The organism is Schaalia canis (assembly GCF_003858455.1).
Taxonomy (GTDB): Bacteria; Actinomycetota; Actinomycetes; order Actinomycetales; family Actinomycetaceae; genus Pauljensenia; species Pauljensenia canis.
Map to the genome: position 1 here is coordinate 288779 of NZ_RQZF01000002.1, position 11803 is coordinate 300581.

The following is an 11803-nucleotide window of genomic DNA, read 5'->3' on the forward strand; positions in this document are numbered from 1 at the left end:
GAAGCTGTCCGCGCTTACCCGCCACCTGAGGCGTCAGTGCGCGATGACAACCCCCAGATTTCGCGGCCCATGAACGCCGTTAATACGCACCAGCTCAATGTCACTCGTTGCTGATGGGCCAGCAATCCACGTCAATGGCCGCGTAGGGTTCTCGTTCAAAACGGCCACCGCTTCAGGAACAGTCGTCACAATGCTGTCTCGTTCAACAACAATAATGTGCGTGTCAGGAACGAGGGTGATCGCCCGTCGCCCCTGATCCGCCTCGCCATCAAGGACGATAGTGCCCGAGATCGCAATACCCAGACGTGACGAGGTCAGAACCGCGTCGGTTGCATCAAGGTCTGCCTTGGTCAGCGGATTCTCCCGCGTGTCGATACGCACCTCGCGCCCTCGACGGCGGGCAGCCTCAAGGAAATACTCCGGCAGACCAGACGGCACGACAACGCTGCGAGCCTCGCCAAGCAGATCATCAATAGCTTCTGCAATACCGGCCTCGTCCGTCTCCTGGCGGACACGGGCCCCGTAGTCCTCTAGGCTCTCGACCATGGCCTCCACCACCGGCTCACTACCCGGGGCACTCTCACCCACCTGAATGTAGTCGCGAGGTACTGGCGGAGCAGGCTCACGCTGACTGCGGTCCAAAGCATCAACCAGGCGCGCCAAAATAGCAGTCCGAGCGTCCATCACTTCTCCCCTTCCTGCGGGCCTTGCGTTGGCTGATCTGATGGGTGCGTGCGATCCCACCACTGCCTGAATGTTTCCTTCGGCGCGACGGGCACGTCACGAACGCCCGTCCACATGGATGCTGGGAAGGGCAGTGCGCCGATCCGCTGCTTCTTACCACCCAGTAGGCGCGTCGCTTTCAGGGGCGCTGTCGCCACCTTCCACAGCGTCGCATTCGACATTGGGGCAGCCGAGGCTTTCATACCAACATCCCACATATCCGGCAGGATCTTGCCTGACTCCTCCACCGTACGAGCACGCAGGTGGATGAGCACCTCGGGAATATCAATCTTCACCGGGCACACCTCGCCGCAGGCTCCACACAGTGAAGAGGCAAAAGGTAGGGAGTGAACCGGATCATCATGGGACAGGCCCTGCGTCAGTTGCGGGGTGAGAATCGCGCCGATCGGGCCGGGGTAGACCGACCCGTACGCATGACCACCGGTCTGCTGGTAGACAGGACAAATATTCATGCAGGCGCCGCAACGGATGCAGTGCAGTGCCTGGCGTCCGACCTCGTCAGCGAGGGTCTTCGTGCGCCCGTTATCGAGCAGGATAAGGTGGAACTCCTGCGGGCCATCTCCAGGATGTACGCCCGTCCACATAGAGGTGTAAGGGTTCATGCGCTCACCCGTTGCCGAACGCGGCAGAAGCTGGCTGAACACCTCCACGTCACGGAAACGCGGCACGATCTTCTCAATACCCATCAAGGTAATGAGGGTGTCAGGCAAGGTCAGGCACATGCGACCATTACCTTCAGACTCAAAGACGGAAACCGTGCCTGTTTCAGCGATACCCATATTCGTCCCCGACACGGCAACCTTGGCCTCAAGGAACTTTCGGCGCAGGTACATGCGGGCGGCGTTGGTGAGCTCTTGCGGGTCAGTGGACAAGTCCTCTGGGGCGCCTTCCATCTTGTCCAGGAAGATGCCGCGCACTTCGGCCCGGTTGCGGTGGATTGCGGGAACGACGATGTGGCTGGGCATATCGTCGGCCAACTGGACGATCAGCTCTGCGAGGTCGGTTTCATGGGCGGTGACGCCACGTTCCTTGAGGTACTCGTTGAGGTTGGTTTCCTGCGTGGCCATGGATTTGACCTTGACAACCTCGCTCACGCCTTTGGAGCGAATAATGTCAAGGATGATGGCGTTCGCTTCAGCGGCGTTGCGTGCCCAGTGGACAATACCGCCACGAGCGGTGACATTTTCTTCGAATTGGACGAGCAGCTCAGGTAGGTTGCTCATCACCTCGTGCTTGATGGCGGCTGCAGCGTCGCGTAATTCCTCCCAGTCGGGCATTTCACCCACGCGCAAGGCACGTTTCCCGCGGATCGTCCGAGTGGCGTATCCGAGGTTACGGCGCATCTGCGTATTGGCCAGGGTCGCATGAGCGCCCTCGGGGAAAGTGTGGCCCCAGCGTAGGGTGTTGGCCGGTGGGGTGACGGTGGTGATCCACCCGCCGGTATTGACGGCGCCGGCCTCGTCAGAAGAGTCGGAAGAAGCGCCAGTGAAGATACGGGGCATACCAAGGAAGACGTTGCGCATCATGCACCTGCCGCGAGGGAGTCGGGAGCGAAGGAGACATTCGAGACGAAGGGTTCGTCCTGGGTGGAGGCAAGGATTTCAGCTAGGTGCATGATCCTCACCCCGGAGTTTAGGCGCGCCAGACCACCACCGATATGCATGAGGCAGGAGTAGTCGCCGGTGCACAGCACCTCAGCCTGGGTGGAAAGAACGTTGGTCATCTTGTTCGCCAACATGGCGGCTGAAGTTTCGTGGTTCTTCATGGCGAAGGTGCCGCCAAAGCCGCAGCAGACCTCCGCGTCTGGGAGGTCAACGAGGTCAATGCCCTGGACGGCGCGCAGGAGCTGGTAGGGGCGGTCGCCAACCTTTGCCACGCGCATGGAGTGGCAGGTGGGGTGGTAGACAACCCTGTGGGGGAAGTAGGCTCCCACGTCGGTCACGCCCAGCACGTCAACGAGTACTTCGGATAGGTCATAGGTGTGTTTGGCGATCTGGCGGGCTTGCTTAGCGAGTTCGTCCTCGCCGATATGTTCGAGCACCATGGACTGTTCGTGGCGGGTGGCGCCGGTGCAGGAACCGGAGGGCACGACGATGCCGTCCCATTCGCCGTCGAGGACGGGGGCGAAGGCCCGCACATGGTTGGCGATAATCGACCCGGCTTCCTTGAAGTATCCGGTGTTGGCGTGCATCTGCCCGCAGCAGACCTGTTTGTCAGGGAAGACGACCTCGTGGCCGAGGCGTTCGAGGATGGTGACGGTTGCCTGAGGGGCCTGCGGGAACATGGAGTCCCCGATGCAGGTGGCAAAGAGCGCAAAACGCATGTGCTCCTCCTTGCGGTCATCAGAAGGGCTTGTAGTCATGTGGGGTCGAGCGGGCGAGGTGACACCCGCGATTGATTCGACGCTAGAACAGATTGACCGCAATGGCAGCCCTAAAAATAAGGGCCTGTTATTCCGCCAAAAAATCAGTGTTTACCCACGTCAGTTAGGTAATGCTCCATGCTGTTAACGTCACATGAGCCATGCGAAAAAGGCAGGCGGCTCAGACTCCCGCCCCATTCGGGAAGGCAGTTGGGTCCGGCAGATACGAGCCGAACCACCCCTGAGATGCCATGAACACCAGCACGCACAAGGTCAGCACAAGGGCAATGGAGAACGGTGCTGCCTTGCGCAGGATCTCGGCCTCTGAACCGGGTTCACCGATAGCGGTGGCCGCCACGGTGAGGTTCTGAGGCGACACAATCTTGCCCAAACCGCCGCCGATGGTGTTGCCTGCCAGCAGCACGCCTGGTTCGAGGTTCGCGCCAGCAGCAGCCGTAGCCTGAAGGTTCGCAAAGAGGGCACCTGCACTGGTGGCCGACCCAGCAACTGCCGTACCCGTCCAACCCAGCAGGGGTGAGAGGAAGGCAAAGGCTGCGCCAGTGGCGGCCAAGGCTGCGCCGATCGCACTGGTCTGCCCGGAAAAGTTCATGACGAAAGCCAGGGCCATCACCAAGGCAATCGTGAGTAGGGACAGGCGGAGGTTGTAGATGGTCTGCGGGAGCGCTGCCAAGGAACGCGATAGTGGCATCTCGAAGCTACCTGGCTTGCCATAAGCGGCGTAAACGACGGCAACGATCAGGCCGGTGACGAAAATCCAGGTGCCGGGGTTGGAGAGGATCTGCAGAGTGTAGATGGCTGATCCTGAGGGTTCTCCGGAGGTGGTGAGCAGTTCTCCGTAGAGACCTGGCCACTGGATTTTCACATCGGTGGACTTCAAGAGGGCATCAACGTCGACTCCTACACGCCACAGTTTCGTGAAGCCAATGACGACCACCACGAGGATGTAGGGCAAGAGGGCCAGGGCGATGCGCTGGCGGTCGGGAGCATTGGTGGTATCAACGTGGCTGCGTTCTTCCTCAGGGGTTATGGGGGTCCACACCAGGAGGAAAAGGGCGGAGGCGGCAAGCCCCAGAAGTGAGGCCGTGACCGCGGTGAGTTCGTAGGAGAAGGTCGGGGTGAAGAAGTGTCCGATTGCCGTTGCTGCGCCCGCAACGAGGGCGAGCGGCCAGAGTTGCCTAATGCCGCGCGTTCCGTCCATGATGCCCAGGAGGATGAGGGGGATGAAAGCGGCGAGGATCCAGCTCAGGCGGCCCATGAGGGCACCGACGTAGAGGGGGTTTTCTCCTCCGAGGCGGCCGGCGGTGGTGATGGGAATAGCCATGGCGCCAAAGCCAACGTTAATGGCGTTACCGACGACGGTCAGGACGGCTGCCTTAATGGCGGGTACCCCGAGGGCGACAAGCATTGCGCCAGTAATTGCCACGGGCGCTCCAAAGCCCGCGAGTCCTTCAAGGAGGCCGCAGAAGGAGAAAGAGACAATGAGGGCTTGTGCACGCATATCGCCCTTGCCGATGGAGTTAAAGACAGCACGCAGATCGTTACTGCGTCCAGATTTTTCTGTCAGGCTGTAGAGCCACACAGCAGCAACGATGATGTAGATGATCGGCACGAGGCCCAGGGCAACACCTTGGGTTGCTGATAGCAGAGTGAGCGGCAGGGGCATCCCGAAGGCGACAACGGCAAGGATGATCGCGACCGCCAGTGATGCCAGGGAGCACCAGTGAGTCTTGACTTTGAAGACCCCCAGCAGGACGAAGAAGAGGAGCAGGGGGATGACGCCAACCAGTGCTGTCAGCCATACGTTGCCCGCCACAGCCGTTGTTGACGGCGTGAAGCCAGCGGGAAGGGCGGCCTCGATGGCGGTATTCGCAGTAGCCGTTGAGAGTACGGCAGTGGCGGCGTGAAGATTCATGAGGGCTCCCAGAGTGCATGTCGGTTGTGAAAGTACGCTAACTGATTGATACGGAAAACGCCTACTGAAACTCCGTCAGTAGGCGTCGTTGACGCTGGTGGCACGATATTTAACACACTGGCCTTTGGGCATTGGCGCCAGTGTTGCCTGCATATGCAAGGTTGGGGGGCGTTGCCATTGGCAACGCCCCCCAACCTTCTCTGTCTGAGCGGTGACATCCTTGAAATCACGGACAGGCTTAGACGTGCTGCGCACTCCCCCAGCGAACGCGGCAGCACCCGTCCCCTCTTGCCCGGACCGTCTCTTTCAGGGGTGATAGGCCCGCTCAGTGAGTTTCGCGGTAGCGGGCTTCGAGGGTGTCGCCCACTTCCTGGTCAATGTTGCGCCAGTAGTCAAAGACTCGGGACAGGACGGGTTCGACAACGCCCTCAAGGGAGCCCAGGACGGTTTCGATGAGGCGTTCACGCTGCTCATCGTTGTAGACCTTACGCACAAGGGTGTGTGCCTGGCCGAAGTCATCGTCCTCGGCGTGCAGGGTGTAGGCCGAACGCACCATTGCACCGTCTGCTTCCCAACCGTTCTCCACGACCATTTCCTCATCCTGGTAGGCGCGACCGTAGGAGTTGGGGGCGTAGACCGGGGCAGCACCGGAGTGGTGGTACTGCATGTGGCCTTCCTTGTCGTAGGAGTTGACGGGCGAGACGGGGGCGTTGACCGGCAGCTGGTTGTAGTTCGTGCCAATGCGGTGACGCTGAGCATCGGGGTAGGAGAAGATGCGGGCCAGCAGCATCTTGTCGGGGGACACGCCGGTGCCGGGCACGGTGTTCGAGGGAGAGAAGGCCGCCTGTTCGATCTGTGCGAAGTGGTTGGTGGGGTTCTCATTCAGGGTGAGGGTACCGACCTCGATACGCGGGTAGTCAGCCAGCGGCCACACCTTGGTCAGGTCGAAGGGGTTGAAGCGGTAGGTTGTCGCATCCTCGTAGGGCATGACCTGAACGTAGAGGGTCCAGGAGGGGAAGTTGCCTTCCTTGATGGCCTCAAAGAGGTCACGGCGGTGGAAGTCAGCGTCCTTACCGGCGAGCTCAACGGCCTCGGCGTTGGTCATGTTTTCGACGCCCTGGTTGGTGAGGAAGTGGTACTTCACCCAGAACTTTTCGCCCTCGGCATTGACCCACATGTAGGTGTGGGAGGAGTAGCCGTTCATGTGACGCCAGGTGCGGGGCAGGCCGCGATCCCCCATGAGGTAAGCGACCTGGTGGGCGCTTTCAGGGGAGTGCGTCCAAAAATCCCACTGCATGTTAGCGTCGCGCAGGCCGGAGTCGGGCAGGCGCTTTTGGGAGTGAATGAAGTCGGGGAACTTCATGGGATCACGCAGGAAGAAGATCGGGGTGTTGTTACCCACGATGTCGAAGTTGCCTTCCTGGGTGTAGAAACGCACGGCGAAACCGCGCACGTCACGCCAGGTGTCAGGGGAGCCGAGCTCGCCAGCGACGGTGGAGAAACGGTGCAGGACAGGGGTCACAGCGCCAGGCTGGAACAGCTGAGCCTTGGTGTAGGCGGAGACATCTCCGGTGACGCGGAACTCACCGAAAGCACCCGAGCCCTTCGCGTGGGGGGAGCGCTCGGGAACGCGCTCGCGGTCGAAGCGGGCGAGCTTTTGGACGAGGTTCACGTCGTGGAGCATGAGGGGGCCGTCGGCGCCGACGCTCATGGAGTAGGAGTCGGACTGGCGAGGTTCGCCGCTCTCGGTAGTGGAGGGCACGGTGGGGTCAAAGTTGGTCATGATGAGTCCTAGATGAGAGGAGAGTCAAGGAGTCATACCCGCTGTTTCGAGGGCGCGGGTGTGAGGAGAGCGGTGGCCGATGAGCCATTCCGCCACGAGAGGTGGGGCGTTTTCCGATAGTGATGCTCGGCGCTGCTTGATGAGCAGTGCCGTGCAGTGTCAGGAGTTGTGCTCGGCTGCTTTTTGACAGTCGGGGCATATCCCCCTGTAGACAATGTCGGCCATACGGATGGCAAAACCGTGATCATCTACTGGATAGAGGCAGGGAGGTTGTCGAAGTGCGCACTCGACGTCTTGGTACTTCCCGCAGCTTTCACACCAGAGGTGATGGTGGTTGTCGCCTCGTTCAATCTCGTAGCGGGCGCCTCCACCTTCGACGACCTGCCTGCGTAGGAGGCCTGCCTGGGTGAAGGCAGTGAGGGCGTCGTAGATGGCTTGCTTGGAGATGGAGCCGAGTTTTTCCTCCACGGCGGTCACAACCATGTCGGCTGTGGCGTGGGGGTGAGCGTGAAGAACGTCAAGCACGGCCAGGCGCGGCGCGGTGACCCGCAGGCCTGCGTCTTTGATTCGCGCACGGCGTTCTTCAAGCGTCATGACTCCACCCTACCCCAATAATCTGGACTCAGTCCATTTAATGAACACATCTAGTGAAGGTGTCATTTCCAGAACATCCTCCCACGCTATCAACTGTGCGCCGCAGCCGCCCGCACAATCTCCAACCCCTCCACGTAGCGTCCAAGATAGCGCTCAAAAGCCACCCGATCAGCAGCATCAGGAGCAATCACCGAGGTATCAGCATCCGCAAAAACCTTCTGCGACAAATACTCCGGCAGACTCAACCCAGCCCCCGCCACACGGTAGCGGGCCAACACGGCGATACCCCACGCACCACCCTCGCCAGCCGTCTCCCCCACCTCAATGGCGATACCCAGCGAATCAGCCAGCACCTTCTGAGCCACGCCTGCGGTCTTAAAAATGCCGCCATGAGCGAAGAGGCGATCAATCGCCACCCCTTCCTTCTCCAGCAAAATATCCATCCCCACACGCACCGGCGCAAACACCGCCATCAACTGCGTGCGCATAGCGTTGGCCAAGGTAAAGCGAGACTCCGCAGTGCGAACAAATAGCGGGCGAGCCTCTTCCACACCCACCACCGGCTCACCGGAGAGCAGGTTGTAGGCCAACAGACCGCCGCCGTCAGCCTCGCCCTCCAACGCATGACGGTACAGCAGTTCGTAAACCTCGCCCGCCTCCACATCCATGCCTGCGAGCTTGGCGAAGCTGATAAACATACCCACCCAGGCATCCAACTCCGACGCACCATTATTCGAATGGACCATCGCCACCTGCGAGCCATCAGGCGTCGTCACCGGATCAACCTCGACGTACGCCTTCTTCAAGGCGCGCTCCAAGACGATCATCGCAAAGATCGAGGTTCCCGCCGACACGTTCCCCGTTCGAGGAGCCACAGCATTAGTGGCGACCATGCCAGTGCCCGCATCGCCCTCGGGGGGACACATCGGGATGCCCGGCTGCAGAGCACCCGTTGGATCAAGCAGTGCCGCCCCCTCAGCGGTGAGCACGCCCGCCTCAGCGCCAGCCGACAAAACGCGCGGGAAGAGCTCACGCAACCCCCAGGTCAGGCCCGCCTTCGCCACGAGGGCGTCAAAGGCCTCCACGCGCGCCTGATCGTAGTCGCAGGTGTCAGAATCAATCGGGAACATCCCCGAAGCGTCCCCAACCCCCAGCACGAACTCGCCCGAGAGCAACTCGTGGACATAGCCCGCCAGCGTATTCACCTTCGCCAAGGAAGGAACGTGCTCCTCCTGATCGAGGATCGCCTGATAGGTATGGGCCACCGACCAGCGCTGAGGAATCGTGAAATCAAAAAGCTCACTGAGTTCCTGCGAAGCCTGCGCCGTTGAGGTATTGCGCCAGGTGCGGAAGGGAACGAGTTGGTTTCCTTGAGCATCAAAAGCCAGGTAGCCGTGCATCATCGCTGAAATACCCAGGGCCGCATACGTTGTAGGTGTGACATCGTAGCGGGCGCGAACATCCTCAACCAACGAGGCGTAGCAGGCGCGCATCCCCTCGTGAACGAGATCAAGGGCGTAGGACCAGCGTCCATCAACCAACTGGTTCTCCCACGCAAAACCTCCCGAGGCGAGCACCTCGTGATCAGGGCCAATAAGGACAGCCTTAATGCGGGTGGACCCAAACTCAATACCCAAGGCGGCCTGGCCGGACTCGATAAGGGAACGACGCTGTTCGATAGTCATAATCCGTCTTTCTTCATCAAAGGTGCAGCCACACACGACTGCTCTCAAGTAATTGTGCCCCAAAACCACGACAATGGCGTGAGGTTAACGGCCTACGCACGCTCCTTGGAACGCTCAACAAGAGCACACATGACAGCAGCAGCACCATCATTTTCCACCGAACCCGTCACTGCATTCGCCGCGCGACGAACCTCCGGCAAAGCCGAACCCATTGCCACGCCATGAGCCGCCCACGTGAGCATCTCAATGTCGTTCATGCCATCACCCACCGCGATTGTCGCATGCGGAGCAATCCCCAGCTCATCCACTAAATCCTGCAGACCCGTGGCCTTCGTACACCCCTTAGGTCCAATATCCACCCAGGTTGTCCAGCCCACAGCATATTGAGCAATATCGCCAATCCCCATGTCCTTCAAAGAGGACTCGAACTCCACAATATTCATATCCTCAGCCATCGCCACCAAACGAGGTGTGTCCGTTTCACGCAGTTCCGCAACATCACGCACCCAGGTGTCCTCAAAAAAGACTGAGCCGGGGAACGTCCGAGAAATCAAAAATCCCTTGTGCACCTCTACACCCAGATAGACATCAGGCATCGCCTCACACAGGCGATCAATGACCGGGGCAGGGTTAAAGGTGTGGGTGCGGATAATCTCCACACCATCATCAAAAGTAGGGTTCCAGTGCGCGGCAACCGCACCATTCGAACACACGCTCCAGCCCGAATCAGCCTGTAGATGACGCCACACCGGACGCACGCCCTCCGTACCACGACCCGTCGCAATCACCACCGTCGCACCGGACTCGTTCAGCGTATGGAAAGCATCCAGCACACGGTTTGAGGCCCCCTCAGGAAGCAGAATCGTGCCGTCAACATCCAGGGCAATAAGAATCTCATTGAGATCGCGTGGAAGCGTCTCAGGCAATTCGGCTTTCACTTTGGCGACAAGCTCATCGAAAGGAATCGGCTTCTCACCAGAGTTAGGGGGTGTGAGTAAAAGGCTCATCGTGCTTGATTCCTGTCGTGATATGCGCGCCCTGAGTGCTGAGCCGCTGGATAACCGTGTAGTTGGGAAGTGACGAAGGTAGTGGCGGGATGCCTGGGAGTTCCCTTACGCGAAACCCCCAGGCACACAGATGGTGGGCGAGCCTGGCCAGAGAAATCAGAGATTTCATCCCTGCCCTGCAGATGTATTCAGTTCATGTGCCAGGACTGATGAATGAGACTCACCCTTCCTCCCCTCAGGACTCACCCGCCATAGCTGCCCGCATAGCCCCGCTCCATTGAACCCCCAGGCTGTCACGCCAGCGGAGTGAGGACCTCCAGGCCACCCAGGTAGGGGCGCAAAGCCTCGGGCACGCGCACAGAACCATCAGCCTGCTGGTGATTCTCCAGGATTGCCACAATCCAACGGGTGGTAGCCAAGGTGCCATTCAGTGTCGCCACAGGGTACATCTGGCCATCTTCTCGACGCTCTCGGATGCCCAGGCGACGAGCTTGGAAGGTCGTGCAATTCGACGTTGAGGTGACTTCCATCCAGCGCTCCTGGGTGGGCAGCCACGCCTCGCAGTCGAACTTGCGTGCAGCGGAGGTACCCAGGTCGCCCGCAGCCGTGTCAATAACACGGTAGGGAAGCTCAACCTTGCGCAGCATCTCCTCTTCCCAACCTATGAAACGCGCATGCTCTTCCTCAGCGTCCTCCGGGCGGCAGAAGGAGAACATCTCCACCTTATTGAATTGGTGGACACGGATAATGCCTCGCGTGTCCTTACCTGCCGAACCAGCCTCGCGGCGGTAACAGGTCGACCATCCCAGGTAGCGCTTCGCACCGCCCGACAGATCAAGGATTTCATCGGCATGGTATCCAGCCAGAGCCACCTCGGAAGTGCCGGTGAGGTAGAGGTCATCAGCGGGCAGGTAATAGATCTCGTCAGAATGTTCGTTGAGGAAACCCGTACCGCCCATGACTGCAGGCGTAACCAGGGTAGGGGTCATCATGGGGGTGAAGCCTGTAGCAACAGCCTGATCCATCGCCATGGTCATAAAGGCCAATTCCAGGCGGGCACCCACACCAGTCAGGTAGTAGAAGCGCGAGCCGGAAACCTTCGCACCACGCTTGACGTCAATGGCGCCCAGGCCCTCACCCAACGCCAGATGGTCCTGAGGTTCAAAACCTTCTGCAGCGAAGTCACGGGGGTCGCCGCCCTCGTGACGGAGCACAACGAAATCTTCTTCACCGCCGGTGGGAACACCATCCAGGATGAGGTTGGGCAGGAGGCGAGCCAGACGGTCAGCTTCAGCACCGGCCTCATTGGAGCGTGCTTCGGCAGCCTTGACCTGTTCTGCAAGTTCCTTTGCCTTAGCCAAGACGGCGGGGCGCTCTTCAGGGGAGGCCTTGCCAACTGACTTCGAGACATCTTTTTGAGTGGCGCGCAGTTGCTCGAACTCTTGCAGGGCACTTCGACGTCGGGCATCAGCCTCGATAATCTGATCGACCAGGGTTTCATCAGCGCCGCGAGCTCGCTGGGAGGCGCGGGCGGGTTCAGGATTCTCACGCAGGGCACGCACATCAATCATGACTCCCATGGTAGTTCAGGCGGGGCACTCAGCTCACCCCCTGCCCCCGGCGCGGACAGCGCATTCGCCTGCTCTCGCTCTTGCCTCCCGCTCCCAGGTGTGCACTCACAGCAGTTTTCCCCCT

9 protein-coding genes are annotated in these 11803 nt (G+C 60.1%); all 9 read right to left on the reverse strand.

Translation table 11 applies throughout. The annotated features are described in order from the left end of the window. Positions 1-33 precede the first annotated feature (33 nt). The 9 genes from EII11_RS03710 to serS all read right to left on the reverse strand — a co-directional run bounded on the left by EII11_RS03710 (position 34) and on the right by serS (position 11679). Positions 34-684: a LutC/YkgG family protein gene (locus EII11_RS03710; RefSeq protein WP_124868721.1), complete on the reverse strand. Its 651-nt coding sequence runs from the start codon at positions 682-684 to the stop codon at positions 34-36. Continuing rightward, complete coding sequence (locus EII11_RS03715) at positions 684-2267, reverse strand: LutB/LldF family L-lactate oxidation iron-sulfur protein (protein WP_124868977.1); 1584 nt, start codon at positions 2265-2267, stop codon at positions 684-686. Before EII11_RS03715 ends, EII11_RS03710 begins: the two co-directional genes overlap by 1 nt. Further along, a complete protein-coding gene (locus EII11_RS03720; protein ID WP_124868723.1) occupies positions 2267-3067 on the reverse strand; it encodes a (Fe-S)-binding protein in 801 nt (266 codons plus the stop codon). The genes EII11_RS03715 and EII11_RS03720 overlap by 1 nt, the downstream gene beginning before the upstream one ends. A 220-nt stretch (positions 3068-3287) precedes the next feature. Next, on the reverse strand, positions 3288-5039 hold the full coding sequence (locus tag EII11_RS03725) for an L-lactate permease (protein WP_124868725.1): 1752 nt from the start codon (positions 5037-5039) through the stop codon (positions 3288-3290). Positions 5040-5364: 325 nt separating this feature from the next. Continuing rightward, the gene (locus tag EII11_RS03730; protein ID WP_124868727.1) at positions 5365-6822 is read right to left on the reverse strand and encodes a catalase; all 1458 of its coding nucleotides are present in this window, start codon (positions 6820-6822) and stop codon (positions 5365-5367) included. A gap of 159 nt (positions 6823-6981) precedes the next feature. Further along, positions 6982-7416, reverse strand: a complete 435-nt coding sequence (locus tag EII11_RS03735) for a Fur family transcriptional regulator (protein WP_124868729.1) — start codon at positions 7414-7416, stop codon at positions 6982-6984. Positions 7417-7505: 89 nt separating this feature from the next. Further along, positions 7506-9101 carry a xylulokinase gene (locus EII11_RS03740; RefSeq protein WP_124868731.1) on the reverse strand — a complete coding sequence of 532 codons (1596 nt, stop codon included), beginning with the start codon at positions 9099-9101 and terminating at the stop codon, positions 7506-7508. A gap of 92 nt (positions 9102-9193) precedes the next feature. Continuing rightward, positions 9194-10108 (reverse strand): HAD family hydrolase, encoded by a 915-nt coding sequence (locus EII11_RS03745; RefSeq protein WP_124868733.1) that lies wholly within the window; start codon positions 10106-10108, stop codon positions 9194-9196. 293 nt (positions 10109-10401) lie between these two features. Further along, the gene (serS, locus tag EII11_RS03750; protein ID WP_124868735.1) at positions 10402-11679 is read right to left on the reverse strand and encodes a serine--tRNA ligase; all 1278 of its coding nucleotides are present in this window, start codon (positions 11677-11679) and stop codon (positions 10402-10404) included. Positions 11680-11803 lie beyond the last annotated feature (124 nt).

Excerpts from the sequence above, each read along its gene's own strand:
- EII11_RS03710 (WP_124868721.1), bottom strand. The coding sequence starts at position 684 with ATGGACGCTCGGACTGCTATTTTGGCGCGCCTGGTTGATGCTTTGGAC.
- EII11_RS03715 (WP_124868977.1), bottom strand. The coding sequence starts at position 2,267 with ATGCGCAACGTCTTCCTTGGTATGCCCCGTATCTTCACTGGCGCTTCT.
- EII11_RS03720 (WP_124868723.1), bottom strand. The coding sequence starts at position 3,067 with ATGCGTTTTGCGCTCTTTGCCACCTGCATCGGGGACTCCATGTTCCCG.
- EII11_RS03725 (WP_124868725.1), bottom strand. The coding sequence starts at position 5,039 with ATGAATCTTCACGCCGCCACTGCCGTACTCTCAACGGCTACTGCGAAT.
- EII11_RS03730 (WP_124868727.1), bottom strand. The coding sequence starts at position 6,822 with ATGACCAACTTTGACCCCACCGTGCCCTCCACTACCGAGAGCGGCGAA.
- EII11_RS03735 (WP_124868729.1), bottom strand. The coding sequence starts at position 7,416 with ATGACGCTTGAAGAACGCCGTGCGCGAATCAAAGACGCAGGCCTGCGG.
- EII11_RS03740 (WP_124868731.1), bottom strand. The coding sequence starts at position 9,101 with ATGACTATCGAACAGCGTCGTTCCCTTATCGAGTCCGGCCAGGCCGCC.
- EII11_RS03745 (WP_124868733.1), bottom strand. The coding sequence starts at position 10,108 with ATGAGCCTTTTACTCACACCCCCTAACTCTGGTGAGAAGCCGATTCCT.
- serS (WP_124868735.1), bottom strand. The coding sequence starts at position 11,679 with ATGATTGATGTGCGTGCCCTGCGTGAGAATCCTGAACCCGCCCGCGCC.